This is a genomic window from Pseudomonas sp. R4-15, from assembly GCF_055768815.1.
Genome location: NZ_CM147293.1, coordinates 3,625,699 through 3,652,512, shown reverse-complemented (window position 1 = coordinate 3,652,512; position 26,814 = coordinate 3,625,699). Strand labels below are relative to the sequence as shown.

Genomic DNA, 26,814 nt, shown 5'->3' with positions numbered 1-26,814 from the left:
ACCTGCTGCGCCGACGTCATGTCGGCGTAGCAGCAAGAGAACGGGGTGTCGTCCACGAAGCGATGCCCGTGATTACGAGAAGCTGATTGACCAGCAGGGGCTCCGGGCTGGTACCCGGACTATCTGCGGGATCCGTAGCAGGCTTGCCTGGCTCGCCCCCCGGCGTTTCATTCAGGCCCTGTCGCGGTTTCACGCCGGTGGCGTCCCCTTATCGAGGGTGACCAAGCATGCAAGAAAGCGTAATGCAGCGCATGTGGAACAGTGCCCACCTCTCCGGTGGTAACGCTGCCTATGTTGAAGAGCTCTACGAGCTCTACCTGCACGATCCGAACGCTGTGCCGGAAGAATGGCGCACCTATTTCCAGAAACTGCCCGCTGACGGCAGTTCCACCACCGACGTCTCGCACTCCACCATTCGCGATCATTTCGTCCTGCTGGCGAAGAATCAGCGTCGGGCGCAGCCGGTGTCTGCCGGTGCGGTCAGTAGCGAGCACGAGAAGAAGCAGGTCGAAGTCCTGCGGTTGATCCAGGCGTTCCGCATGCGCGGGCATCAGGCCGCCGCGCTCGACCCGTTGGGGCTCTGGATTCGCTCCGTGCCGGACGATCTCAACGTCAACCACTACGGGTTGACCGACGCCGACCTGGATACCACCTTCCGTACCGGTGAACTGTTCATCGGCAAAGAAGAAGCCACTCTGCGCGAAATTCACCAGGCGCTCAAAGAGACATATTGCCGCACCATCGGCGCGGAATTCACCCACATCGTCGATTCCCAGCAGCGCAACTGGTTCGCCCATCGCCTGGAAAGCGTGCGCGGTCGCCCCAGCTATTCGCCGGAAGTCTGCACCCATCTGCTTGAGCGCCTGACGGCTGCCGAAGGTCTCGAAAAGTACCTGGGCACCAAGTATCCGGGCACCAAGCGTTTCGGTCTGGAAGGCGGCGAGTCGTTGATCGCGCTGCTCGACGAACTGATCCAGCGTGGTGGTTCCTACGGCCTCAAGGAAGTCGTCATCGGCATGGCCCACCGCGGCCGTCTGAACGTGCTGGTCAACACCCTGGGGAAAAACCCGCGCGATCTCTTCGATGAGTTCGAAGGCAAGAAGGTCGAGGGCCTGACCTCGGGCGACGTGAAGTACCACCAGGGCTTCTCCTCGAACGTCATGACCACCGGTGGCGAACTGCACCTGGCGCTGGCCTTCAACCCGTCCCACCTGGAGATCGTCTCTCCGGTGGTCGAGGGTTCCGTGCGTGCCCGCCAGGACCGTCGCAGCGATGAGCAGGGCGACAAGGTTCTGCCGGTGTCGATCCACGGCGACGCGGCCTTCGCCGGCCAGGGCGTGGTGATGGAAACCTTCCAGATGTCGCAGACCCGCGGCTTCAAGACGGGCGGTACCATCCACATCGTGGTCAACAACCAAGTTGGCTTCACCACCAGCCGCCAGGACGACGCTCGTTCCACCGAGTACGCCACCGACGTGGCCAAGATGATCCAGGCGCCGATCCTGCACGTGAACGGCGACGATCCCGAAGCGGTGCTCTTCGTCACCCAGTTGGCCCTCGACTACCGCATGCAGTTCAAGCGCGATGTGGTCATCGACCTGGTCTGCTACCGCCGTCGCGGCCACAACGAGGCCGACGAACCGTCCGGCACCCAGCCGCTGATGTACCAGGCGATCGCCAAGCAGCGCACCACGCGTGAGCAGTACGCCGATGCCCTGACCCAGGGCGGCGTGCTCTCCGCCGAAGCGGTGCAGAGCTTCATCGACGAGTACCGTGACGCGCTGGACAACGGCCTGCACGTGGTCAAGAGCCTGGTCAAGGAGCCCAACAAGGAGCTCTTCGTCGACTGGCGCCCCTACCTGGGCCATACCTGGACCGCACGTCATGACACCGGCTTCGATCTGAAGACCCTTCAGGACCTCGCTGGCAAGATGCTGCAGCTCCCGGAAGGCTTCGTCGTACAGCGTCAGGTAGCGAAGATTCTCGAAGATCGCCAGAAGATGAGCGCCGGTGGCATGCCCATCAATTGGGGCTTCGCCGAGACCATGGCCTATGCGACCCTGCTGTTCGAAGGTCATCCGGTGCGCATGACCGGCCAGGACATCGGCCGCGGCACCTTCTCGCATCGTCACGCGGTGCTGCACAATCAGAAGGACGCCGGTCTGCACATTCCGCTGCAGCACCTCTATGAAGGGCAGCCGAGCTTCCAGCTGTACGACTCCTTCCTCTCGGAAGAGGCCGCGCTGGCGTTCGAATACGGCTACGCCACCACCACGCCCAATGCGCTGGTGATCTGGGAAGCTCAGTTCGGTGACTTCGCCAACGGTGCCCAGGTGGTGATCGACCAGTTCATCACCAGCGGCGAGCACAAATGGGGGCGTCTCTGCGGTCTCACCATGTTGCTGCCGCACGGCTACGAAGGGCAGGGGCCGGAGCACAGCTCCGCGCGTCTGGAGCGCTACTTGCAGTTGTGCGCCGAGCACAACATCCAGGTGTGCGTGCCGACCACCCCGGCTCAGGTCTACCACATGTTGCGCCGCCAGGTTATCCGCCCGCTGCGCAAACCGCTGGTGGCCCTCACGCCGAAGTCGCTGCTGCGTCACAAGCTGGCGATCTCCAGTCTCGAGGAACTGGCCGCAGGTTCGTTCCAGACCGTCATTGGCGAGATCGATCAACACGATCCGGCCAAGGTCGAGCGCTTGGTACTCTGCAGCGGCAAGGTCTATTACGACCTGCTGGAGAAGCGTCGCAACGAAGGTCGCGAAGACATCGCCATCGTGCGCATCGAGCAGCTCTATCCGTTCCCCGAGGACGACCTGAACGAAGTGTTCGCCCGTTATGGCAACCTCAAGCATGTCGTCTGGTGCCAGGAAGAGCCGATGAACCAGGGCGCCTGGTACTGCAGCCAGCATCACATGCGCCGCGTCGCCGCCGCGCACGATAGCTCGCTGGTCCTGCAGTATGCGGGTCGCGAAGGTTCCGCCGCTCCGGCCGTGGGCTACGCTTCGCTGCACGCCGAACAGCAGGAAAAACTGCTCCAGGACGCCTTCACTGTCTAACACCTTGGCGTGGGGCGCTGGGCGCCCCACGCCAAGGAACACGAATCAACAGGAACCTATAGATAATGGCTATCGAGATCAAAGCCCCGACTTTCCCCGAATCGGTTGCCGACGGCACCGTCGCTACCTGGCACAAGCAGCCGGGCGAAGCCGTCAAGCGTGACGAGCTGATCGTAGACATCGAGACCGACAAGGTCGTGATGGAAGTCCTCGCCGAAGCTGACGGCGTGCTGGGCGCGATCGTCAAGAACGAAGGCGATACCGTGCTCAGTGGGGAAGTCCTGGGCAGCCTCGAAGAAGGCGCCACTGCCGCCGCTCCGGCTGCCGCGCCGGCTGCTGCTGCACCGGCCGCTGCGCCGGCCGCCGCCGAGGAAGCCGCCGGCGACGAGCCGATGCTCGCTCCCGCTGCGCGCAAGCTGGCCGAAGAAAACGGCATTGATCCTGCCTCCGTCAAGGGCACCGGCAAGGGTGGCCGCGTGACCAAGGAAGACATGGTCGCCGCTGTCGAAGCGAAGAAGAGCGCGCCGGCTGCCAAGCCCGCCGCTGCCGCTGCGGCGCCGGTGGTCACCAGCGCGGGTGATCGCACCGAGAAGCGCGTGCCGATGACCCGCCTGCGTGCCAAGGTCGCCGAGCGCCTGGTCGAAGCCCAGTCGAACATGGCGATGCTCACCACCTTCAACGAAGTCGACATGACGGAAGTCATGGCCCTGCGTTCGAAGTACAAGGATCTCTTCGAGAAGACCCATAACGGCGTGCGCCTGGGCTTCATGTCCTTCTTCGTCAAGGCATCCGTCGAAGCGCTCAAGCGCTTCCCCGCGGTCAACGCCTCGATCGACGGTTCCGACATCGTCTACCACGGCTACCAGGACATCGGCGTAGCCGTTTCCAGCGACCGTGGCCTGGTCGTTCCGGTGCTGCGCAACGCCGAGCTGATGAGCCTGGCCGAAGTCGAGAACGGCATCGCCACCTTCGGCAAGAAGGCCCGTGAGGGCAAGCTGTCCATCGACGAGATGACCGGCGGCACCTTCACCATCACCAACGGCGGTACCTTCGGCTCGATGATGTCGACCCCGATCGTCAACCCGCCGCAGGCGGCGATCCTCGGCATGCACAACATCATCCAGCGCCCGATGGCCATCAATGGCCAGGTCGTGATCCGCCCGATGATGTACCTGGCGCTGTCCTACGACCACCGCCTGATCGACGGTAAGGAAGCGGTCACCTTCCTGGTCACCATCAAGAACCTGCTGGAAGATCCGGCGCGTCTGCTGCTGGACATCTAACCCACGGCCTCTGTCCGCCAGCCGAGCCTGCACAGGCTCCGCTGGCGGTTCGCCGCTTGAAGCTCAAAGTTGATGGAGATTGTTATGAGCCAGAAATTCGACGTGGTAGTCATCGGTGCCGGCCCTGGCGGCTACGTGGCTGCCATTCGCGCCGCGCAACTCGGTCTGAAGACCGCCTGCATCGAGAAGTATGTAGGCAAGGAAGGCAAGATCGCCCTGGGCGGTACCTGCCTGAACGTTGGCTGCATCCCGTCCAAGGCGCTGCTGGACAGCACCTGGAAATACCACGAAGCCCATGAAGGCTTCAAAGTCCACGGCATCGAGGCCAGCGGCGTCACCATCGACGTGCCTACCATGATCGCCCGCAAGGACCAGATCGTCCGCAACCTCACTGGCGGCGTTGCTGCGCTGTTCAAGGCCAACGGCGTGACCTCCTTCGAAGGCCACGGCAAGCTGCTGGCGAACAAGCAGGTCGAAATCACCGCTGGTGACGGCAGCACCGAGATTCTCGAAGCCACCAACGTGATCATCGCCTCGGGTTCGCGCCCGGTGGAAATCCCGCCGGCACCGATCGATCAGAACGTCATCGTCGACTCCACCGGCGCGCTGGAATTCCAGTCCGTACCCAAGCGCCTGGGCGTGATCGGTGCCGGCGTCATCGGTCTCGAATTGGGTTCCGTCTGGGGTCGCCTGGGCGCCGAAGTCACGGTTCTCGAGGCGCTGGACAAGTTCCTCCCAGCCGCCGATGACCAGGTTGCCAAGGAAGCGCTGAAGATCCTCACCAAGCAGGGCCTGAAGATTCGTCTGGGCGCGCGCGTGACCGCCACCGAGGTCAATGGCAGCGAAGTCACCGTGACCTTCACCGACGCCAATGGCGAGCAGAAGGAAACCTATGACAAGCTGATCGTCGCCGTCGGCCGTCGTCCGGTCACCACCGGCCTGCTGGCATCGGACAGCGGCGTGGACCTCGACGAGCGTGGCTACATCTTCGTCGATGATTTCTGTGCCACCAGCGTTCCTGGCGTCTATGCCGTGGGCGACGTGGTCCGCGGCCTGATGCTCGCGCACAAGGCGATGGAAGAGGGCGTGGTAGTGGCCGAGCGTATTGCCGGACACAAGGCACAAATGAACTACGACCTGATCCCGGGCGTGATCTACACCCACCCGGAAATCGCATGGGTTGGCAAGAGCGAGCAGGCGCTCAAGGCTGAAGGTGTCGAAGTCAACGTGGGTGTCGCGCCGTTCGCCGCCAGTGGCCGTGCCATGGCTGCCAACGACACCGCGGGCTTCGTCAAGATCATCGCCGACGCCAAGACCGACCGCGTGCTGGGTGTGCATGTGATCGGCCCTAGCGCCGCCGAGCTGGTACAGCAGGGCGCCATCGCCATGGAATTCGGCACCAGCGCCGAAGACCTGGGCATGATGGTGTTCTCGCACCCGACCCTGTCCGAGCAGTTGCATGAGGCCGCTCTGGCAGTGAATGGCCATGCCATTCATATCGCCAACCGCAAGAAACGCTGACCGGGTGCCGGCCGCCCAGCGGGGTGGCCGGTTGCCTCGGCACCGAACCGCGTCGGACCGCCCGTGCGGGGTCTCGTACTCACGCGGAACGTCCGGCGAGACTGTTTGAGGGAACAGTCACAGGTGGCGCGGCGGTCATACGCAGCGCCGAAATGCGCAATACCAAAACGAAACGGTAGAAAAGCATGAATCTTCACGAATATCAGGGTAAGCAGCTGTTCGCCGAATACGGCCTGCCCGTGTCCAAGGGCTTTGCCGTTGACACTCCGGAAGAAGCCGCAGAAGCCTGCGACAAGATTGGCGGCGACATGTGGGTGGTCAAGGCCCAGGTGCATGCCGGTGGCCGCGGCAAGGCCGGCGGCGTCAAGCTGGTCAAGAGCAAGGAAGAAGCCAAGGAATTCGCCGCCAACTGGCTCGGCAAGCGACTGGTGACCTACCAGACCGACGCCAATGGCCAGCCGGTCAGCAAGATTCTCGTCGAATCCTGCACCGACATCGACAAAGAGCTCTACCTGGGCGCCGTCGTCGACCGCTCCAGCCGCCGTATCGTCTTCATGGCGTCCACCGAAGGTGGCGTGGAGATCGAGAAGGTCGCTCACGAGACCCCCGAGAAGATTCTCAAGGCCACCATCGACCCGCTGGTCGGCGCACAGCCGTTCCAGGGCCGCGAGCTGGCCTTCCAGCTGGGCCTGAAGGGCGATCAGATCAAGCAGTTCACCCACATCTTCGTCGGCCTGGCCAAGCTGTTCGCCGACTACGATCTGGCTCTGCTCGAGATCAACCCGCTGGTGATCAAGAAAGACGGCAACCTGCACTGCCTGGACGCCAAGATCAACATCGACGGCAACGCCATGTATCGCCAGCCCAAGCTGCGCGCGATGCATGACCCGTCCCAGGACGACGCCCGCGAAGCCCACGCTGCCAAGTTCGAACTGAACTACGTTGCCCTCGAAGGCAACATCGGCTGCATGGTCAACGGTGCCGGTCTGGCCATGGGTACCATGGACATCGTCAACCTGCACGGCGGCAAGCCGGCCAACTTCCTCGACGTCGGCGGTGGCGCCACCAAGGAACGCGTGACCGAAGCCTTCAAGATCATCCTGTCCGACAGCAACGTCGCTGCCGTACTGGTGAACATCTTCGGTGGCATCGTGCGTTGCGACATGATCGCTGAAGGCATCATCGGTGCCGTCAAAGAAGTCGGCGTGAAAGTGCCGGTCGTGGTGCGTCTGGAAGGCAACAACGCCGAACTGGGTGCCAAGGTCCTGGCCGAAAGCGGCCTGAACATCATCGCGGCTACCAGCCTGACCGACGCTGCCCAGCAGGTCGTCAAGGCCGCGGAGGGTAAGTAATGAGCGTCCTGATCAACAAAGACACCAAAGTCATCTGCCAGGGTTTCACCGGTAGCCAGGGTACTTTCCACAGCGAACAGGCCATCGCCTACGGCACCCAGATGGTGGGCGGCGTGACCCCCGGCAAGGGCGGTACCACCCACCTCGGCCTGCCGGTGTTCAACACCGTCAAGGAAGCCGTGGAAGCGACCGGCGCTGACGCTTCGGTGATCTATGTTCCGGCTCCGTTCTGCAAGGACTCGATCCTGGAAGCGGCCTTCGGTGGCATCAAGCTGATCGTCTGCATCACCGAGGGCATCCCCACCCTCGACATGCTCGACGCCAAGGTCAAGTGCGACGAGCTGGGCGTACGCCTGATCGGCCCGAACTGCCCGGGCGTGATCACCCCTGGCGAATGCAAGATCGGCATCATGCCCGGTCACATTCACCTGCCGGGCAAGGTCGGTATCGTGTCGCGTTCCGGCACCCTGACCTACGAAGCCGTGAAGCAGACCACCGACGCCGGCTTCGGCCAGTCCACCTGCGTGGGCATCGGCGGCGACCCGATTCCGGGTTCGAACTTCATCGATATCCTGAAGCTGTTCCAGGAAGACCCGAAAACCGAAGCCATCGTGATGATCGGTGAAATCGGTGGTTCGGCCGAAGAAGAAGCGGCTGCCTACATCAAGGCCAACGTGACCAAGCCGGTGGTGTCCTACATCGCGGGTGTCACCGCACCGCCCGGCAAGCGCATGGGCCACGCCGGTGCCATCATCTCCGGCGGCAAGGGCACTGCGGACGAGAAGTTCGCCGCCCTGCAGGACGCCGGTGTGAAAACCGTGCGTTCGCTGGCCGACATCGGCAAGGCCCTGGCCGAGCTGACCGGCTGGGAAGTCAAGAAAGCCTGATCGGCTTGTCCTGACTGACGAAAAGGCCACCTTCGGGTGGCCTTTTTCGTTTCTGGCCGAGTTGTAGTAAGGTCGCGCGCTTCATTGGTCCGGCCACCGTTTTGCCTTTCGACTCTTCGAACGAAGAAGGCTAATCCCTGGATTTCTTGCATGACCCGCCTCAAACCCCTCGACCTACTTGCCCTCGGCTTCATGACCTTCGCGCTGTTCCTCGGCGCGGGCAACATCATCTTCCCCCCCAGCGCCGGCCTTGCCGCCGGTGAGGCCATGATTCCGGCCGCCGTGGGGTTCCTGCTTACCGGCGTCGGCCTGCCGTTGCTCACCGTGGTCGCGTTGGCGCGCGTGGGCGGTGGCATGGAGCGGCTCACCGCACCGCTCGGCCGGGTGGCGGGTACTGCCTTCGCCGTTGCCGTCTACCTGGCCATCGGTCCGCTGTTCGCTACCCCGCGTACGGCCGTGGTCTCCTTCGAGATGGGCGTGGCGCCCTTTACGGGTGATGCGCCGGGCGCGCTGGCGATCTACAGCCTGGGTTACTTCATCGCGGTGACCGGCCTGGCGCTGAATCCAGGGCGTCTCGTCGATCGCATCGGCAAGTTCATCACCCCGGTGCTGCTTTGCGCGCTGCTGGTGCTGGGGGCGGCGGCGCTGCTGGTCCCCGCCGGCTTGCCGGGTGAGCCTCGCGAGGCCTACCGTCAAGCGCCCTTGGTGCAGGGTTTTCTGCAAGGCTACCTGACCATGGATACCCTGGGCGCACTGGTGTTCGGCATCGTCATCGCGGGGGCCATTCGCGCCCGTGGCGTCACGGACGCACACCTGTTGACCCGCTACTCGGTGATCGCCGGTGCGATCGCCGCCGTCGGTCTGTCGCTGGTCTACCTGACCCTGTTCCACCTGGGCGCGGGCAGCGGCGCCATCGCCGGTGATGCCAGCAATGGCGGACAGATCCTCGCCGCCTACGTGCAACATACCTTCGGCACGCCGGGTAGCCTGCTGTTGGCGCTGGTCATCACCCTGGCTTGCCTGACCACCGCGGTCGGGCTGATCACCGCCTGTGGCGAATTCTTCGGCGAGTTGCTGGGTATCTCCCATCGTCGCGTGGTGTTGGCGTTCGCGCTTTTCAGTCTGCTGGCGGCGAACCAGGGCCTGACCCAGTTGATCGCCGTCTCCGTGCCGGTGTTGGTTGGCCTCTACCCGCTGGCCATCGTGCTGGTGGCGTTGAGCCTGTGCCGCGGTTGTTGGCGCTCAGCGCCGCGGGTCTTCGTGCCGGTGATGGGCATCACCTTGTTGTTCGGTCTCGCCGACGGTATCGCGGCAGCGGGCTGGCAGGACGGGTTGCCCGGGTTTCTCACCCATCTGCCTCTGGCGAGCTACAGCCTCGGTTGGCTGACTCCGGCACTGCTGGTGTTGGCACTCGCCGCCCTCTGCGATCGGCTGCTGCCCCTGGTTGAGCGGCCCTCGCTATAATCGACGTCTATCAAGGAGCGAACATGGCACCGTTGCAACTCTACCTGCCGCATGTGCTGGCGTTCCTCTGGTTTTTCGTCTGCTGGGCGGGCTACGCCCGCTACGCGAGTCGCAAGGGCGAGGACACGGCCTGCCTGGCCAGCGTCCTGCATCTGTATCGGGAGGACTGGATGCGGCGCATGTTGCTGCGCGAGAACCGCATCGCCGATGCCAACGTGATCGGCAACCTCGAGCGCAACGCGTCCTTCTTCGCCTCCAGCACGCTGATCATTCTCGCAGGTGTGCTCACCGTGCTCGGTGCGTCCGAACGGGCGGTATTGTTGCTCGCCGAACTGCCCTGGGTGCAGGCGGCCAGTCGCGGGCTTTCCGAACTCAAGCTGTTGGCCCTGGCGATGGTCTTCGTCTATGCCTTTTTCACCTTCAGCTGGTGCATGCGCCAGTACAACTTCGCTGCGGTGTTGATCGGGTCGGCGCCGATGGTCGGCGAGCGGCATGTCAGCGAACAGGAGCGCAGGGCATTCGCCAGCCGCGCGGCACGAGTGATCTCGATGGCGGCGAACCAGTTCAACTATGGCTTGCGTGCCTACTACTTCGGCGTGGCGATGCTCGCCTGGTTCATCAATCCATGGTTCTTCATGCTGGTCAGCACGGGAGTGGTGGTGGTGCTCTATCGCCGCGAATTCCACTCCGACGTATTGGCCGTGATGGTCTATACCCCCACCGTCGACGAGACGATCAAGGAGAAAGCCGAATGAGCATTCCGTTCTGGTGCGTATTCCTCAGTGCGTTGCTGATCTACCTGAGCAAGCTGCCGGTCGCCCGGGCGATGGGTGCCCAGGCCGGTGGCTACGATAATCACCATCCACGCGCCCAGCAGGCGGCGCTGACCGGGGTTGGCGCGCGAGCCCTGGCGGCGCACCAGAACGGCTTCGAGATCTTCCCGCTGTTTCTCGCCGGCGTACTGATCGCCTATGTGACGCACACTCGCGGTTGGCTGATCGATAGCCTGGCAGTGATCTTCGTGCTCAGCCGGGTGCTCTATGTGTTGCTCTACCTGGCGGACCTCGCCTGGCAGCGCAGCCTGGTATGGGGTATCGGTCTGCTCTGTTGCTTCGCGCTGATGCTCAGCCCATTGCTTTGAAACGACAAAGCCCGGCCAAATGGCCGGGCTTTCTCTAGAGGCTGCAGGTGAGTTACTGCTGCTGAGCGGGCGCGGTGCCAGTGTCGCTCTGCGGAGTGGCCGGGGGAGTGGTCTCCGGCGCCGGCTCCTGGCTGTCCATGGCGTCCTGCTGGTTCTGCATGGTTTCTTCCTGCTGTTGCTCGGCAGCTTCGCTGGCCGCCTCGGCGGCTTTCTGTTGCTCGTGCATCGCCTCGTCCATGTGTTCCTGTGCCTGCTCGGCATGCTCCTGGGCTGCTTCGCGCTTGTCATCGGCGCTGTCGCCGCAGGCGGCGAGTCCCAGGGTGGCAGTGAACAGGAGGGCGTAGGCAAGAGGTTTGTGCATGATGATCTCCGTGAATTGTGGGTGCACACGCCGCTTGGAGGGGGCGGCGGGCCTTGAAGTTCCCGCTGCCTGCGCTGCCGGTTGACGCTATGCTCTTTTTCTCTGCCGTTTCCGGATGCCCCAATGAGCGACTCCGATATCCGCGCTCGCGCCGAGCGTTTCATCGCCATGCTGCGCCATTGTCAGGTGCTCGGCATGCGTGTCGAACAGGCGGATGCTGCAGGGCTGACGCTCTGCCTGCCGTACACGCCGATGATCGTCGGCGACCCCGAACGGGGCCTGGTGCATGGCGGTGCATTGACCACCTTGATGGACACCACCTGCGGTATCTCCACGGTCTGCGCCTTGCCGCGCTTCGAGGTCTGCCCGACGCTGGATCTGCGCATCGACTCTATGCGTCCGGCGCGTGCCGGGCAGGACATCTACGCCTTCGCCGAATGCTATCGGGTGACGCCCCAGGTGATCTTTACCCGCGGCTATGCCTACCAGGACGACCCCCAGGACCCGTTGGTACAGGTGGTCGGTGCCTTCATGCGCATGGGGCCCCGTGAGTCGCAGGCTACGCAGGTGCTGGCATGAACTCGGCGTTGCTCGAACGCGCCCGCCAGGAGGGCGACGGCGAAGCGTTGATCCGCGAGGTTCCCTATGCGGCGCTGCTGGGGATGCGTTATCTGCGCCTGGGCGAGGAGCGACTGTTCCACCTGCCGGCCAATCCGGACTGCATCGGTAACCCGCTGCTGCCGGCACTGCATGGTGGGGTGATCGCCGGCTTCATGGAACATGCTGCGCTGGTGCACCTGCTGCTGGCGATGCCGCTGCGGCAGTTTCCCCAGGTCATCGATTTCTCCGTGGACTACCTGCGTGCCGGGCAGTTGCGCGACAGCTATGCGCGCTGTCGCGTCTGGCGCCAGGGGCGCCGCGTGGCGAATGTCGCGGTCAATGCCTGGCAGGCCACCGAGGACGAGCCCATCGCTACCGCACGGGTGCATTTCAAGCTGGATGGCAGTGCAAGCACTTGAATCGCCAGACAAAGCCCCCATATCCCGGCTATCGCCGCGTCGCGGCCCGTGTGAATGCAAACGGAGTCTGAGCATGAGTGTGGAAACTCGCAAAGAAACCCTGGGCTTCCAGACCGAGGTGAAGCAACTGCTGCACCTGATGATCCATTCCTTGTACTCCAACAAGGAGATCTTCCTGCGTGAGCTGATCTCGAACGCGTCCGATGCGTCCGACAAGCTGCGTTTCGAGGCGCTGGCCAAGCCGGAGCTCTACGAAAATGACGGTGAGCTGAAGATCCGCCTGTCCTTCGACAAGGACGCCAAGACCGTCACCCTCGAGGACAACGGCATTGGCATGAGCCGTGACGATGTGATCGCGCACCTGGGCACCATTGCCAAGTCGGGCACCGCGGACTTCCTGAAGAACCTCACCGGCGACCAGAAGAAGGATTCGCACTTGATCGGCCAGTTCGGCGTGGGCTTCTACTCCGCCTTCATCGTCGCCGACAAGGTCGAGGTCTTCACCCGCCGCGCCGGATTGCCGGCCACGGAGGGCGTGCACTGGGTCAGCGAAGGCGAGGGTGAGTTCGAAGTCGCCACCGTCGAGAAGGCATCCCGTGGCACCCGTATCGTCCTGCATCTCAAGGACGGAGAGGATGAGTTCGCCGACGGCTGGCGCCTGCGCAACATCGTCAAGAAGTACTCCGATCACATCGCACTGCCGATCGAGATGCCCAAGGAGCAGCACGGCGAAGAGGCCGAGGCTGCCAGCGACGTCGAGTGGGAAGTGGTCAACCGTGCCAGCGCACTCTGGACCCGCCCGCGCAGCGAGGTGAAGGACGAGGAGTACCAGGAGTTCTACAAGCACATCGCGCACGATTTCGAGAATCCGTTGGCCTGGAGCCACAACAAGGTCGAGGGCAAGCTGGAGTACACCTCGCTGCTCTACGTGCCGGGTCGTGCGCCGTTCGACCTCTACCAGCGCGAAGCGCCGCGTGGGCTGAAGCTCTACGTGCAGCGCGTGTTCATCATGGACCAGGCCGAGCAGTTCCTGCCGCTCTACCTGCGCTTCATCAAGGGCGTGGTGGACTCCAATGACCTGTCGCTGAACGTTTCCCGCGAGATCCTGCAGAACGGCCCGGTGGTCGAGTCCATGAAGTCGGCGCTGACCAAGCGCGTGCTGGACATGCTGGATAAGCTCGGCAAGGACAAGCCCGAAGACTACGCGACCTTCTGGAAGGCCTTCGGCCAGGTGCTCAAGGAAGGTCCGGCGGAAGACTTCGCCAACAAGGAGAAGATCGCCGGTCTGCTGCGTTTCGCCTCCACCCAGGGCGATGCCGGCGAGCAGAGCGTGTCCCTGGCCGACTACATCGGCCGCATGAAGGAAGGCCAGGACAAGATCTACTACCTCACCGGCGAGTCCTTCGCCCAGGTGAAGAACAGCCCGCATCTGGAGGTCTTCCGCAAGAAGGGCATCGAGGTCCTGCTGCTCACCGATCGTATCGACGAGTGGCTGATGAGCTACCTGACCGAATTCGATGGCAAGCACTTCGTCGACGTCGCGCGAGGCGACCTGGACCTGGGCGCGTTGGACTCGGAGGAGGACAAGAAGGCCCAGGAAGAGGTGGCCAAGGCGAAGGAAGGCTTGGCCGAGCGGCTGAAGGCTGCGCTGGGCGACGAGGTTGCCGAGGTGCGTGTGTCCCATCGCCTGACCGACTCCCCAGCGATCCTCGCCATTGGCGAGCAGGACCTGGGTCTGCAGATGCGCCAGATTCTCGAAGCCAGCGGGCAGAAGGTGCCGGATTCCAAGCCGATCTTCGAGTTCAACCCGGCTCACCCGCTGATCGAGAAGCTCGATGCGGAGGCTGACGAAGAGCGTTTCGGCGATCTGACGCACATCCTCTTCGATCAGGCGGCCCTGGCCGCCGGCGACAGTCTGAAGGACCCGGCAGACTATGTCCGGCGACTGAATCGCCTACTCGTAGAGCTCTCCGCTTGATGAAACGACGGCGCCTTCGGGCGCCGTCGTTCGTTATGGGGCAAGCTGCATGATCTTCATAGAGAGAACTCATGGAGGCGTCGTCAAACGACGATTGCACTTCGCCATTATTTACCCGATGCTTTGACTCACCCGGCATCGCTCATGCCGGCTCTGCGGCACAGGAACCGACCGCCATGGCGTTCGAGTTCCATGGTGTCGCACAGTGCCGTACCGTTCACGCGATTTCGGTACCCCGGTGATGATGCCTTCCCTCTCGTCGTTGTTCGTTAGCTCCGATCAGCCCTCCTTGCTGCTGTTCGCCGATTTCGATTCGGGGCTGATCGTGGTTTCGCTGCTGGTTGCAGTGCTGACCTCCACCATGGCGCTGCAGGTGGTCTTCGCCGCGCGGCAGGCCCAGCACCGACGTTACCGGCAGATCGCCGTGCTCAGTGGGAGCCTCACCCTGGGGGGCGGCATCTGGGCGATGCATTTCATCGGCATGCTGGCCTTTAGCATTTGCGCCGACGCCACCTATTCGTTGTCCGTGACCTTGCTGTCGATCCTGCCCAGTCTTTTGGCATCCTGGGTGGCACTGCAGGTGCTTACGCGTGACAGCGTCAGTTGGCGGCAACTGATCAGTAGCGGCGTGCTGGTTGGGGCGGGGATCGGCGCGATGCACTACAGCGGCATGGCGGCCATGCACATGGGGACCTGGCTGCGCTACGACCCCTACTGGTTCGCCGTGTCTATCGTGGTGGCGGTCATACTGGCGATCACCGCATTGTGGGTACGTTTCAGCCTGGCCAAGAGCACGCTGTCGCCCCTGCGCGCCAACCTGATCGGTGGCCTGGTGCTGGGCTGCGCCATCAGCGGCATGCACTACCTGGGGATGTTCGCCGAGCGCTTCGTGGGCGAGCCTGCGATCGGCGAGAGCATGAGCAGCCATGCGATGTTCATCGCCGTTCTGGTGGGCATCAGTACGGTCCTGGTCACCCTGCTGGTCGCCGGCTTCAACGGTTTGCTGCGCTACCGCGAACTCAACAGCCGCCTGCAGACCAGCGAACAGCACCTGCGTTCGATGGTGCAGACCGCCGTAGACGGCATCATCACCGTGGATCGCCACGGCATCCTGCGCTCGGTGAATCCGGCCGTGGAGCGACTGTTCGGCTGGACCGCCGAGGAGTTGGTCGGCCAGTCCCTGGCGCGGGTCATGCCTGAGGGATATGCGCAGCGCTTCTCCGGTTATCTGGAACAGTACTTGGCGACGGGAGAGAGCGAGCTGATTGGCCGAGAGATGGAGGTGGTCGGTCTGTTGCGCAGTGGTGAGCAGGTGCCGGTACGCGTCAGCCTGGGTCTGATGAAGGATGCCGGCGGGCAGCCGCTGTTCGTGGCCTTCGTCGCCGATATCGGTCAGCGCAAGGAAATGGAGCGTGCATTGCGTGACAGCGAGCAGCAATACGCCTCGTTGATTCGCAACATTCCCGGCGTGTCCTTCCGCTGTCTGCTCGATGCGGACTGGTCGATGCTGTTCATCAGCGAAGCCGTCGAGGCGCTGACGGGTTGGCGTCCCGAAGACTTCCTGGCGCGCCGTGTGTCCTTCGCCGCGCTTTATCATCCCGATGACTTGCAGATGGTCGCCGACGAGGTGACCGCTGCCATAGAGCATGGGCGCAACTACGTGGTCGAGTACCGCATCCTCGACCGCGAAGGGCGCGAACACTGGCTCTGGGAAAGTGGCTGTGGCGTGCGCGACGAGCATGGCGAGGTCAAGTGGATCGACGGCGTGTTGCTGGACGTGACCGAGACCAAGCTGCGCAACGCCGAGTTCGAGGGGACCGTGAACGCCATCAACCGCGTGATGGCGGTGATTGAGTTCGATATGGATGGCAACATCATCGAAGTCAACGACAACCTGCTGGCGCTCAGCGGTTACCAGCGCAACGAGCTGATCGGTCGCCATCACGCGGTTCTCTGCGAGGCGCAGTACGTCGACAGTGAAGCGTACGCGCAATTCTGGGCTCGATTGCGCCAGGGCGAATACGACAGCGGGGAATACTGTCGACTGCGCCGCGACGGCGACTACTTCTGGATTCAGGCCTCCTATAACCCGATCTTCAATGCCGATGGCAAGCCCTTCAAGGTCGTCAAGTTCGCCACCGACATCAGCGTCCGGCGCGAGATGGAACGCGACCTGCGCGAGGCCAAGACCCGCGCCGAGCAGGCGGCGGCGAGCAAGACGACCTTCCTGGCCAACATGAGCCACGAGATCCGGACGCCGATGAACGCCATCATCGGCTTCGCCGACCTGCTGATGAGCTCGCCGTTGAGCGATCAGCAGCGTCATCACCTGGATACCGTTCGCCAGTCCGCGCGGTCGTTGCTCGGGCTACTCAACGACATTCTCGATACCGCCAAGCTCGAGAGGGGCGCGTTCGAACTGGAGCGCAACGATTTCCCGCTGCGCCAGGTGCTACGCCAGGTCGTGGATTCGTTGAGTCTGGCTGCCAGCAACAAGGGGCTGAACCTGGAGTTGGACTACCATCCGGCGCTGGCCGAGCATTTCCGTGGGGATGCCCTGCGGGTCCGGCAGATCGTCACCAACCTGGTGGGCAACGCGGTCAAGTTCACCGAGCGTGGTTATGTCCGGGTGATCGCTTACCCCGATCACGGCAATGTCCACCTGCTGGTACGCGACACCGGCATTGGCATCCCGGCCGACCGCCTGGAGCGGATCTTCGATCCTTTCGCCCAGGCCGATGCCACCATGAGTCGTCGTTTTGGTGGTACCGGGTTGGGAACCAGTATCGCTCGCCAACTGGTCGAGCTGATGGGCGGACGCATCTGGGTCGAGAGCGAGCTGGATGTGGGTAGTGTGTTCCACGTCATGCTGCCCCTGGACGTCGGCCAGGCGGCTCCGCGCGAAGCGGCCTCGAGCAGCGATGTGATCACCTTGCCGCCACTACGCGTGCTGGCCGTTGACGACGTGCCGCAGAACCTCGAGTTGCTGCAGATGATCTTGCTCGCCCAAGGGCACCAGGTGGTGGTCGCTGTGGATGGCGAACAGGCTTTGCAGGCATTCGCCGCCGAGTCTTTCGACATCGTGCTGATGGACGTGCAGATGCCCAAGGTCGACGGCCTGGAGGCTACCCGCAGGATTCGCTGCCTGGAGCGCGAACGGGGTCAGCCACCGACCCCCGTGGTCGCGGTGAGTGCCAGCGTCCTGGACGAGGACCGGCGCCTGGCGTTGGAGGCAGGGATGGACGGCTTCGCCACCAAGCCGCTGGAACTGCCGCGCCTGATGCGGGAGATCGCGCGGTTGCTTGGCAAGCCGGTGGCTGTCACCTCGCCGCAGGCCGCCGCGGAAACCTCCGAGGCGGTCATCGACTGGGTGGGAGGAATCGCCCTCTGGGGTAGCGAGCATGCCCTGGCCGAGGCCATTCGCCGCTTCCTCGACGAGCAGGCGGGTTGTGTCGCCGAGTTGCGGCTGCTCTGGCGCGATGGCTCGCGCGAGCAAGCCGCTGCGCGCGCGCATCGCGTGCGTGGGGCTGCTGGAAACCTTTCGCTGACCCAGGTCTACCAGGCCGCCAGTGAGCTAGAGTTCAGTGGACGTCAGGGTGACGACAGCGCCGTCGAGCTGCAACTGGAAGCGCTCGAGGCGGCATTGGCGGCGCTGCCGGGCAGCCTTGCCGAGCATCTGCCTGCTGCGCCCGAACTCGGCAACGTCGACCTGGTTCCGCAGCAGGTTCAGGGCATGGCCGAGCAGTTGGCCGCCAGCCTGCGGCGCGGCGAGTTGGACGAGGCGGTGCTGGGTGAGATGGAGGCGATTCTGCGCGGAGGCCCGTGGCACGATGCGTTTGCACACTTCAACCAGGCGTTGCAGAATTTCGATCTAGACCAAGCGGCCGTGTTGCTCGATGAATATTTCGTCCAGCTCGACAGCCAGCGCCTGCGGGAGGCTCAGGATGTTTGAGGACACGCGCGCCAAGCTGTTGCTGGTGGATGACGAGCCGACCAACTTGCAGGTGTTGCGGCACGTACTGCAAGACACTTATCGCCTGCTGTTCCTCAAGGAACCCGAGCGCGTACTGGAAATGGCCTGCCGCGAGTTGCCGGACCTGATCCTCCTCGACGTGATGATGCCCGGCATGACCGGCTACGAGGTCTGCCGCCAACTCAAGGCGAATGCGCAGACCTGCCACATTCCGGTGATCTTCGTGACGGCCTTGGCCGAGACCCACGACGAAGCGCTGGGTTTCGAGGTCGGTGCGGTGGATTACATCACCAAGCCGGTCAGTGCGCCGATCGTGCGGGCGCGGGTGAAGACGCACCTGTCGCTGGTCGCCGCCGCCGAGCTCACCGAGACACGCCTGCAGATCGTCCAGTGCCTGGGCCTGGCCGCCGAGTACAAGGACAACGAGACGGGCCTGCATGTCATCCGCATGAGCCATTACTCGCGCATCCTTGCCCTGGCCGTCGGCTATACGCCACACCAGGCTGACGAGCTGCTGCATGCGGCGCCGATGCACGACGTCGGCAAGATCGGCATTCCCGATCACATCATGCGCAAGCCCGGCAAGCTCGACGAGGCAGAATGGGCCGTGATGCGGGAGCATCCGGCGATTGGCGCACGGATCATCGGCGAGCATCGTTCTTCGTTGCTGCGCCTGGCGCGTAGCATCGCCTTGCATCACCACGAGAAGTGGGACGGGAGCGGGTATCCGCATGGCCTGGCGGGCGAGGACATTCCCCTGGCGGCACGTATCGTGGCGATCGCCGATGTCTTCGACGCCTTGACCTCCGAGCGCCCCTACAAGCAGGCCTGGCCGGTGGAAAAGGCCCTCGATCTGCTGCGCAGCGAGAGCGGTCGGCACTTCGATCCGACGCTGGTCGAGCGGTTTCTGGAGTGCCTGCCACAGGTGCTGGAAGTCAAGGAGCGCTGGGCGGAAGAGACCGCCGCTCACTGATCGACTTGCCCTGTGTCTGGGCGGGCCGCCATGCTTCGCGTCTGGACTTGGACAGGAGCGGACGATGGAGCACGCATTCTGGCAGGCGCGCTGGGCCAGCGGGCAGATCGGTTTTCATCAGGCGCAGCCCAACACCTATCTCGCGCAATACTGGGCGCAGGTGGCCGCCGACGCGGGCGCCACGGTGCTCGTGCCGCTGTGCGGCAAGAGCCTGGACATGGCCTGGCTGCGTAGCCGGGGTCATCGGGTGCTCGGTGTGGAACTGGTGGCGTCGGCTGCCCAGGCGTTCTTCGCCGAGCAGGGCGTAGCGGCGGAAGTCTTCACCTGCGAGGGTGTGAAGGGCTATCGCGCCGACGGCATCGAGATCCTCTGCGGAGACTTCTTCGGCATGCCGGCGGCGCTGTTCGCCCAGTGCCAGGCCTTCTACGATCGTGCGGCCCTGATTGCCTTGCCCGAATCGATGCGCGAGCGTTACGTCGCGCGACTGAATGAGGTTTTGCCGGAGACGTGCGGTGGCCTGCTGGTCACTCTGGACTACCCCCAGGCGCAGCGGCAGGGGCCACCGTTCGCGGTGTCCGACGCGGAGGTCGAGGCGTACTTCGCCGGCTGGCGCAGGCAGCGCCTGCTGCGCGAGGACGTGCTGGCCGCCGAGCCGCATTTCGCCGCCAAGGGCGTCAGCGCACTGCACGAGTCGGTATGGTGTCTGCAGCGCGGCGAATGAAAAAGGGCGCCCTGGGGCGCCCTTGTCCTGTACGCATCGTGCTTAGCCGCGGCGACGCAGGGCCTCGATGCGATCTTCCAGCGGCGGGTGGCTCATCAAGAGGCCGGCGAGGCCGTTCTTCAGGCCGCCATTGATGCCGAACGCGGTAAGGCTGTCGGGCATCTGCACCGGCACACCCTGTTCGGCGCGCAGGCGTTGCAGGGCGCCGATCATCGCGTTGGTCCCGGCCAGTTGGGCGCCAGCCTCGTCGGCACGGTATTCGCGGCGGCGCGAGAACCACATGACGATGATCGAGGCGAGAATGCCCAGCACCAGTTCGGCGAAGATGGTCGCCACGAAGTAGCCGATGCCATGGCCTTCCTCGTTTTTCAGGATGGCCTTGTCGACGAAGTTGCCGAAGATCCGTGCGAAGAACATCACGAAGGTGTTCACCACACCCTGGATCAGGGCAAGGGTGACCATGTCGCCGTTGGCCACATGGCCGATCTCGTGGGCCAGCACGGCGCGCACTTCGTCCGGCGAAAAGCGCTCCAGCAGGCCCTGGCTGACGGCCACCAGGGCATCGTTCTTGTTCCAGCCGGTGGCGAAGGCATTCGCCTCGTAAGCGGGGAAGATGCCGACTTCGGGGGTACGAATGCCGGCTTCGCGAGCGAGTTGTTCGACCGTTTGCACCAGCCACTGCTCATGACGGGTGCGCGGTTGGGTGATGATCTGCGTGCCAGTGCTCATCTTCGCCATCCACTTGGAGATGAACAGCGAGATCAGCGAACCGGCGAAGCCGAATACCGCGCAGAAGACCAGCAGGCTGCCATAGTTCTGACCGGTGTAGCGGTCCACCCCGAGCAGGCGCAGGGTGATGCTGGCGATAATCAACACCGCCAGGTTGGTGGCCAGGAACAACAGGATGCGCATCATGATCGGGACGATCCTCAGAGATAACAGAGTCGGTAAGTCGGCTATATAAGGGTCGCCCCAGGGGGATTCAACCGAGCGGTGGTTTCAAACTATGTCCTGCGCATCGACGAACAGCAGGCGCGCCAGACGCGCCACGCGCTCACCGTCGCCGCCCGCCAGCGCATGGCGTAACTGGTTGGCCAGGCTGCCCTGGCTGCGTTGCACGGAGAAGGGGTGCTCGCCGAGACCGGTGTGAGCGTGCCCCAGGGGCAGGGTGAGCCGCAGAAAGGCCTTCCGACTGAGCACCGCCTGGTCCAGCGCCTCCTGGCGGATCAGCGACTCGTAGCGTAGGTAGCCTTCCTCCGCCAGCCAGATCAGGGCGCCCAGGCACGCCTGGTGGCGCGGGCTGGGCAGGCCGAACTCGTCGGGCTCCTCGCGGCCAATCAGATCTTCGACATAGAGCGCGACCTTGCGTGGGAAGGCCTGGTGCAGCAGTAGCAGCGCACCGGCAGCGTCCTTGTAGAAATCATCGATCTGCAGGTCCACGGGGCCTCCGGTTTACTGGCGGTAGCCTTTGACGAAATTCCCGATACGCCCGATGGCCAGCTCCAGATCGTCGACGCGGGGCAGGGTGACCACCCGGAAATGGTCCGGCCAGGGCCAGTTGAAGGCCGTACCCTGGACGACCAGGAGCTTTTCCGAAAGCAGCAGGTCGAGGACGAATTTCTCGTCGTTGGTGATCGGGCAGACCTTCGGGTCGATGCGCGGGAAGGCATAGAGCGCGCCCATCGGCTTGACGCAACTGACGCCGGGGATGTCGTTGAGCAGCTCCCAGGCGCGATTGCGCTGCTCCAGCAGGCGTCCCGGCGGCAGCACCAGGTCGTTGATGCTCTGGTAGCCGCCGAGCGCCGTCTGGATCGCATGTTGCGCCGGGACGTTGGCACACAGGCGCATGTTGGCGAGCATGTCGATGCCTTCGATGTAGCTCGCCGCGCGATGCTTGGGCCCGGAGATGATCAGCCAGCCGGAACGGAAGCCCGCGACCCGATAGGACTTGGACAGGCCATTGAAGGTCAGGCAGAGCACGTCCGGCGCCAGGGAGGCGGTGGAGATGTGCTGGGCCTCGTCGTAGAGGATCTTGTCGTAGATCTCGTCGGAGAACAGCACCAGGTCGTGGCGCCGCGCGAGTTCGACGATGCCTTCGAGCAGTTCCTTGGAGTAGACCGCGCCAGTGGGGTTGTTCGGGTTGATCAGAACCAGGGCTTTGGTGTTGCTGGTGATCTTCGCCTCGATATCGGCGAGGTCCGGGAACCAGCCGGCCTGCTCGTCGCACAGGTAATGCACCGGGCGCCCGCCGGACAGCGACACGGCGGCGGTCCACAGCGGGTAGTCCGGGGCCGGGATGAGCACTTCGTCGCCGTTGTTCAGCAGTGCCTGCATGGACATCACGATGAGCTCGGAGACGCCGTTACCCAGGTAGATGTCCTCGATGCCGACGCCTTCGATGCGTTTCTGCTGGCAGTACTGCATGACCGCCTTGCGTGCGCTGAACAGGCCCTTGGAATCGCTGTAGCCCTGTGCGGTGGGCAGGTTGCGAATGACGTCCTGGAGGATTTCCTCGGGCGCCTCGAAACCGAAGGGCGCGGGGTTGCCGATGTTCAGCTTGAGGATGCGTTGGCCTTCCTCCTCCAGGCGCTTGGCATGCTTGAGCACCGGTCCGCGGATGTCGTAGCAGACGTTGGCGAGCTTGTTGGATTTACTGAACTGCATGATGCGAGTGTCCTGGGGCGGAAGAGCGCGTGGCAGCCGTTCGGCGGCGACACCGGACGGGCTATGATGAGCGACGCATCATACGTCCGGCCACGTTGTCGGAAAAGAATCACCCTGCCAAAGGAGGCCCCATGGCCGACGTCGAGAAGACCCCCGAGCAATGGCGAGAGCAACTCACCGACGAGCAATTCCGGGTCTGCCGCACCGGTGGCACCGAGCGTCCGTTCACCGGCGCCTACTACCGCAACACGACTCCCGGCACCTATCACTGCGTCTGTTGTGATGCGCCGCTGTTCGATAGCGACACTCAGTTCGACGCGGGCTGCGGCTGGCCGAGCTACTACCAGCCGGTGGCTCCGGAGGCGTTGCGCGAGCTGGAGGATTTCACCCACGGCATGCATCGCATCGAGGTGCGTTGCACCGGCTGTGACGCGCACCTGGGTCACGTTTTCCCCGATGGTCCGCCGCCAACCGGCTTGCGCTACTGCATCAACTCGGTTGCCCTGCAGTTGCATCCGCGCTGAGACGGAGGTCAGCCCATGGGCGACAACCTGCTGGATATCCCGCTGCTCACCGCACAGGGTGAGCATATCTGCCTGCGAGACTTCGGGGCGCGCGCCCTGTTGGTGGTGAACACCGCCAGCCGCTGCGGTTTCACGCCCCAGTACGCCGGCCTTGAAGCGCTCTGGCAGCGCTACCGGGATGCGGGGCTGTACGTGCTGGGCTTTCCCTGCAACCAGTTCGGTGGCCAGGAGCCGGAGGGCGATGCGCAGATCGGTCGCTTCTGCACGCTCAACTACGGGGTGAGCTTTCCGCTGTTTGCCAAACTGGAGGTCAACGGGCCTCAGGCGCATCCGCTGTTCGTCGCACTGCGGCGGCAGGCACCGGGCTTGCTGGGCAGTACGCGGATCAAGTGGAACTTCACCAAGTTCCTCGTTTCCGCTGATGGAGCGCGCATCCGGCGGTTTGCGCCGATGCGCAAACCGCAAACCTTGCAGAAGGAGATCGAGGCCGTTCTAGGCGCTGGCCGCTGGTAGCCAGGTGTCGAGCATGGCGACCAGCTCCTCGCGGCGGAACGGCTTGGCCAGATAGTCACTCATGCCGGCGCTGCGGCAGCGGTCGCGTTCGTCGGGCATGGCGTTGGCGGTCAGCGCGATGATCGGCAGGCGATTCCAGCGGCCGTCCATACGAATCCGGCGGCTGGCTTCGTAGCCGTTCATCACCGGCATGTTGCAGTCCATCAGCACCAGGTCGATGGCCTCTCCGGCGCTGAGCAGTTCCAGCGCCTGGCGGCCGTCGTTGGCCACCAGCACTTCGCAACCCGAGCGCGCCAGCATGCCGCGGGCGACCATCTGGTTGACCGGGTTGTCCTCCACCAGCAACACCCTGCCATTACGCCCGGCGAGATCCATGCGCGGCGCTTCGGTGACCGCGGTCTGCGGTGTCTGCAAGGCGCGTTGCAGGGCCAGGTAGAGCGCCTGTCGCGACAGCGGCCGAGGCAACTGCTCCAAGGGCTGCAGGGTTTGCGCCTGCTGCTGGCTGAGGAAGCTCCCATAGGCGGTGACCAACAGCATCGGTTGCTCCAGGTGCGGTCGCAGCTCATAGAGGCAATCGGCGCAGTCCGTCATGAGAATGTCGCAGGTCACGCCAGCGAGGCCGGCGTCGACATCCCTGCGTTCCAGGTCCAGCCCCCACTGCGGCAACCAGATACCTAACAGCTCGTGCAGCCCGCTGAGGCCCTCGCTGAGCAGAACGACCTTGCCCTGGAGCACCGCATCTGCATCGCGCATCGTCTGGCAGGGGAGTGGCAGGCAGACGTCGAAGCGTGTGCCGAAACCCTCGCGGGACTGCAGCGCCAAGCGCCCACCCATGGCCTCGCACAGGCGCCGGGTCAGGGTCAGGCCCAGGCCGGTTCCGCCATACTCGCGAGCGATCGAGGCATCGGCCTGGGTGAAGGGCTGGAAGATCCTCTCCTGGGTTTCCTCGCTCATGCCGATGCCGGTGTCGACGACCGAGAGCTGCAGGTTTCCGTCGCGGTACTCGGCGCGTACGTCGACCCGTCCATAGCGGGTGAACTTGAGCGCATTGGAGAGCAGGTTGCCGAGCACCTGGCGTACACGTTTCTGGTCGCCGAGCACCTGGCTGGGCAGTGCGGGATCGATCAGGCAGGTCAGTTCTACACCGGGGGAGGCGCTCTGCGACAGCAGGCTGGCGGTGTCCTCGACCAGCACGCCGGGGTCGAAGGGCAACTGCTCGAGCTCCAGGGCGCCGGCGTCGAACTTGGACAGGTCGAGGATATCGTTGAGCAGTTGCACCAGAACCTTGCCCGAGTCGTGGGCTACCGACAACTGCTGACGTTGCTCCGCGCTCAGTGCGCCATCCAGCGACAGCGAAAGCAGGCCGAGCAGGCCATTGAGCGGCGTGCGGATCTCATGGCTCATGGTGGCGAGGAACGACGAACGGGCCTGTGCCATGTCCAGGGCGATCTGCCGGGCCTGTTGCAGCTCCTGGTTCGAGCGGGTGAGGCGCGCGTTGGCGGTTTCCAGCTCGCCGGTGCGGGCCGAGACGATGCTCTCGAGCTCGGAAAGGTAGCGGGTCAGCCGGTCCTCGGCTTCGCGTCGCTGGTCGATCTCTACGCTGGTGCGTGCCAATTGCTGGTTGACGGCTTCCACCAGTACGCCGATCTCGTCCTTTTCATGCCCCTCCGGGCAGGGCAGCGGTTTAGGACCGCTGCGCGGGTCGCGACTGCTGAGATCCCGCGCCAGGCTGGACAACGGCTTGGTGAGCATCCCGTAGAACAGCACCAGCAGCACCAGGGAGAGCAGCAGGCTGCGCGCGAAGCCGGCGAGCAGCGTCATGCCCGCGCGGCGCAGGAAAATGTCGCCGAAGGCGTAGGTGTCCACCTCGAGCTCGAGTTGACCGAGGGTTTCGTCGGGTTGATACGCCATGTACAGGCGCGACTCGAAGTTGCGCCGGGCGCCGAACAGCAGATCGCTGATCAGCCGGGTGCTGCCTTCTGCGAGCATTCGGCTGGCACGAGCCAGCTCGTTGCCAGCGTTGTCCACCAGGCGGGCGTTGACCACGGTCGGCGAGGCGAGCAGGCCGTTGAGCAACTCCTGGGCGAGTTCCTCGTCGAGGTTGTAGGCGATGCGTGAGGCTGGGCTGTGGCTGATTTGCAGCAGGGCCTGGATCTGCCGATCGATGGCCGCGTCCTCGTTGGCGTAATCGGCCGCGACCTGCACCATCGCTAGCAGGGTTCCGATGATGAACGCTGCCAGGACCGTGGCGGCGGCCTGCTTGAAGGACAGACGGTTGGTCAGCGAGATGTCCATCGAGCGAAACGAGCAGCCTCTATGCAGTCATCTGGTGCGCCTGGATGCCCGTACCAGCGGATTTTTCGGTGTGACGGTGAACGGGGCGGCAACAGGCCCTAATATACCCGATCGCCTGTCACCGCATATCGGAGTACCCATGGATTCACGCCTGATCGCCTTCCTCGAGCGCGCCGAGGCCCTGCTCGAGCGCCTCGATCCCCTGTTACCGCCTCCCCGGCGTGTGATCGACTGGCGCCAGTGCCTGGCGGCACGCTGGCTGCGCGAAGGGCAGGGCGGGCAGTTGCTGCCGCTCCAGGTGGACCTGGACCTGCGGCTGGCGGACCTCCTCGGCGTGGATCGCCAGCGTGAGCAACTGGCGCGTAATACCGAGCAGTTCCTCGCCGGTCTGCCAGCTAACCACGCCTTGCTCTGGGGCGCCCGTGGTACCGGCAAGTCCTCGCTGGTGCGCGCCTTGCTCGCGGAGCACGCCGCCGCCGGCTTGCGCCTGATCGAGATCGAGCGTGACCACCTGGCCGACCTGCCTCGGGTGGTCGAGGCCCTGGCCGGCCAATCGCAGCGTTTCGTGGTGTTCTGCGACGATCTTTCCTTCGAGGCTGGCGAGGGTGACTACCGCGTGCTCAAGAGTGTCCTCGATGGCTCCCTGGAGCGCGCACCGGACAACGTGCTGCTCTATGCGACCTCGAACCGGCGACACCTGGTACCGGAGAAGCAGAGCGACAACGAGAACTGGCAGATGGTCGACGGCGAGTTGCACCCCACCGAGGCGGTGGAAGACAAGATCGCCTTGTCCGACCGCTTCGGGCTCTGGTTGTCCTTCTACCCGTTCACCCAGGAGCACTACCTGCAGGTCGTGCGCCATTGGGTCGAGGTGCTGGCAACGCGCGCCGGTCTGCCCTGGACATGGGAGGAAACCCTGGAGAAGGACGCCCTGCGCTTCGCCCTGGGTCGTGGCAATCGCAATGGGCGTTGCGCCTACCAGTTTGCCCGCCAGTGGGTCGGTCTGCAGATGCTCGCTTGAGGCAGGTCGATGGCCGCTGGCCATCGACCGTTCGGTCCATGGATGCCCACGCTGACGGATAGCCT

The 26,814-nt window shown here is 64.1% G+C and carries 22 protein-coding genes; 17 read left to right on the top strand and 5 right to left on the bottom strand.

Features of this window, described 5'->3' with window-relative positions; all coding sequences use genetic code 11:
• Positions 1 to 227: 227 nt before the first annotated feature.
• The 8 genes from ACYRGX_RS17575 (at position 228) to ACYRGX_RS17540 (ending at position 10,707) form a co-directional block, all read left to right on the top strand.
• The gene (locus tag ACYRGX_RS17575) at positions 228 to 3,059 is read left to right on the top strand and encodes a 2-oxoglutarate dehydrogenase E1 component (RefSeq protein ID WP_473053733.1); all 2,832 of its coding nucleotides are present in this window, start codon (positions 228 to 230) and stop codon (positions 3,057 to 3,059) included.
• 65 nt (positions 3,060 to 3,124) lie between these two features.
• Positions 3,125 to 4,342 (top strand): 2-oxoglutarate dehydrogenase complex dihydrolipoyllysine-residue succinyltransferase, encoded by a 1,218-nt coding sequence (gene odhB, locus ACYRGX_RS17570; protein ID WP_473053732.1) that lies wholly within the window; start codon positions 3,125 to 3,127, stop codon positions 4,340 to 4,342.
• A gap of 84 nt (positions 4,343 to 4,426) precedes the next feature.
• Positions 4,427 to 5,863, top strand: a complete 1,437-nt coding sequence (gene lpdA / locus ACYRGX_RS17565) for a dihydrolipoyl dehydrogenase (protein WP_473053731.1) — start codon at positions 4,427 to 4,429, stop codon at positions 5,861 to 5,863.
• Positions 5,864 to 6,048: 185 nt separating this feature from the next.
• The gene (gene sucC, locus ACYRGX_RS17560; RefSeq protein WP_473053730.1) at positions 6,049 to 7,215 is read left to right on the top strand and encodes an ADP-forming succinate--CoA ligase subunit beta; all 1,167 of its coding nucleotides are present in this window, start codon (positions 6,049 to 6,051) and stop codon (positions 7,213 to 7,215) included.
• Entirely contained in the window at positions 7,215 to 8,102 is an 888-nt protein-coding gene (sucD, locus tag ACYRGX_RS17555; protein ID WP_070887729.1) for a succinate--CoA ligase subunit alpha, read from the top strand. Before sucC ends, sucD begins: the two co-directional genes overlap by 1 nt.
• Positions 8,103 to 8,252: 150 nt before the next feature.
• Positions 8,253 to 9,566 (top strand): branched-chain amino acid transport system II carrier protein, encoded by a 1,314-nt coding sequence (brnQ, locus tag ACYRGX_RS17550; RefSeq protein ID WP_473053729.1) that lies wholly within the window; start codon positions 8,253 to 8,255, stop codon positions 9,564 to 9,566.
• Between the two features lie 23 nt (positions 9,567 to 9,589).
• Complete coding sequence (locus ACYRGX_RS17545) at positions 9,590 to 10,321, top strand: DUF599 domain-containing protein (RefSeq protein ID WP_473053728.1); 732 nt, start codon at positions 9,590 to 9,592, stop codon at positions 10,319 to 10,321.
• Positions 10,318 to 10,707, top strand: coding sequence for an MAPEG family protein (locus ACYRGX_RS17540; protein ID WP_473053727.1), 390 nt, complete (start codon positions 10,318 to 10,320; stop codon positions 10,705 to 10,707). Before ACYRGX_RS17545 ends, ACYRGX_RS17540 begins: the two co-directional genes overlap by 4 nt.
• A 52-nt stretch (positions 10,708 to 10,759) precedes the next feature.
• Here the strand turns inward: ACYRGX_RS17540 and ACYRGX_RS17535 are convergent, their stop codons facing one another.
• Positions 10,760 to 11,068, bottom strand: coding sequence for a hypothetical protein (locus ACYRGX_RS17535; protein ID WP_473053726.1), 309 nt, complete (start codon positions 11,066 to 11,068; stop codon positions 10,760 to 10,762).
• A gap of 123 nt (positions 11,069 to 11,191) precedes the next feature.
• On the opposite strand from ACYRGX_RS17535, the gene ACYRGX_RS17530 reads away from it, so the two are divergent.
• The 6 genes from ACYRGX_RS17530 (at position 11,192) to ACYRGX_RS17505 (ending at position 19,732) form a co-directional block, all read left to right on the top strand.
• Positions 11,192 to 11,647, top strand: coding sequence for a PaaI family thioesterase (locus ACYRGX_RS17530; protein WP_473053725.1), 456 nt, complete (start codon positions 11,192 to 11,194; stop codon positions 11,645 to 11,647).
• Positions 11,644 to 12,087: a PaaI family thioesterase gene (locus ACYRGX_RS17525; RefSeq protein WP_473053724.1), complete on the top strand. Its 444-nt coding sequence runs from the start codon at positions 11,644 to 11,646 to the stop codon at positions 12,085 to 12,087. Before ACYRGX_RS17530 ends, ACYRGX_RS17525 begins: the two co-directional genes overlap by 4 nt.
• Positions 12,088 to 12,160: 73 nt before the next feature.
• Positions 12,161 to 14,065, top strand: a complete 1,905-nt coding sequence (htpG, locus tag ACYRGX_RS17520; protein WP_473053723.1) for a molecular chaperone HtpG — start codon at positions 12,161 to 12,163, stop codon at positions 14,063 to 14,065.
• 241 nt (positions 14,066 to 14,306) lie between these two features.
• Complete coding sequence (locus ACYRGX_RS17515; protein WP_473053722.1) at positions 14,307 to 18,017, top strand: PAS domain S-box protein; 3,711 nt, start codon at positions 14,307 to 14,309, stop codon at positions 18,015 to 18,017.
• Positions 18,010 to 19,011, top strand: a complete 1,002-nt coding sequence (locus ACYRGX_RS17510; protein WP_473053721.1) for an HD domain-containing phosphohydrolase — start codon at positions 18,010 to 18,012, stop codon at positions 19,009 to 19,011. Before ACYRGX_RS17515 ends, ACYRGX_RS17510 begins: the two co-directional genes overlap by 8 nt.
• 64 nt (positions 19,012 to 19,075) lie before the next feature.
• Entirely contained in the window at positions 19,076 to 19,732 is a 657-nt protein-coding gene (locus tag ACYRGX_RS17505; protein ID WP_473053720.1) for a thiopurine S-methyltransferase, read from the top strand.
• 42 nt (positions 19,733 to 19,774) lie between these two features.
• On the opposite strand, the gene htpX is transcribed toward ACYRGX_RS17505, so the two are convergent.
• From htpX to ACYRGX_RS17490, 3 genes are all read right to left on the bottom strand, one after another.
• Positions 19,775 to 20,647, bottom strand: a complete 873-nt coding sequence (gene htpX / locus ACYRGX_RS17500) for a protease HtpX (RefSeq protein ID WP_473053719.1) — start codon at positions 20,645 to 20,647, stop codon at positions 19,775 to 19,777.
• Between the two features lie 84 nt (positions 20,648 to 20,731).
• Positions 20,732 to 21,172 carry a hypothetical protein gene (locus ACYRGX_RS17495; RefSeq protein ID WP_473053718.1) on the bottom strand — a complete coding sequence of 147 codons (441 nt, stop codon included), beginning with the start codon at positions 21,170 to 21,172 and terminating at the stop codon, positions 20,732 to 20,734.
• Positions 21,173 to 21,184: 12 nt separating this feature from the next.
• Entirely contained in the window at positions 21,185 to 22,396 is a 1,212-nt protein-coding gene (locus ACYRGX_RS17490) for a pyridoxal phosphate-dependent aminotransferase (RefSeq protein WP_473053717.1), read from the bottom strand.
• Positions 22,397 to 22,527: 131 nt separating this feature from the next.
• Here ACYRGX_RS17490 and msrB point away from each other — a divergent pair, with 131 nt between their 5' ends.
• On the top strand, positions 22,528 to 22,920 hold the full coding sequence (msrB, locus tag ACYRGX_RS17485) for a peptide-methionine (R)-S-oxide reductase MsrB (protein ID WP_473053716.1): 393 nt from the start codon (positions 22,528 to 22,530) through the stop codon (positions 22,918 to 22,920).
• A gap of 15 nt (positions 22,921 to 22,935) precedes the next feature.
• The gene (locus ACYRGX_RS17480; protein ID WP_473053715.1) at positions 22,936 to 23,433 is read left to right on the top strand and encodes a glutathione peroxidase; all 498 of its coding nucleotides are present in this window, start codon (positions 22,936 to 22,938) and stop codon (positions 23,431 to 23,433) included.
• Here the strand turns inward: ACYRGX_RS17480 and ACYRGX_RS17475 are convergent.
• Positions 23,413 to 25,728, bottom strand: a complete 2,316-nt coding sequence (locus ACYRGX_RS17475) for a hybrid sensor histidine kinase/response regulator (RefSeq protein WP_473053714.1) — start codon at positions 25,726 to 25,728, stop codon at positions 23,413 to 23,415. The genes ACYRGX_RS17480 and ACYRGX_RS17475 overlap by 21 nt on opposite strands.
• 139 nt (positions 25,729 to 25,867) lie before the next feature.
• Here ACYRGX_RS17475 and ACYRGX_RS17470 point away from each other — a divergent pair, with 139 nt between their 5' ends.
• On the top strand, positions 25,868 to 26,749 hold the full coding sequence (locus ACYRGX_RS17470) for an ATP-binding protein (RefSeq protein ID WP_473053713.1): 882 nt from the start codon (positions 25,868 to 25,870) through the stop codon (positions 26,747 to 26,749).
• The last annotated feature ends 65 nt before the right edge of the window (positions 26,750 to 26,814 follow it).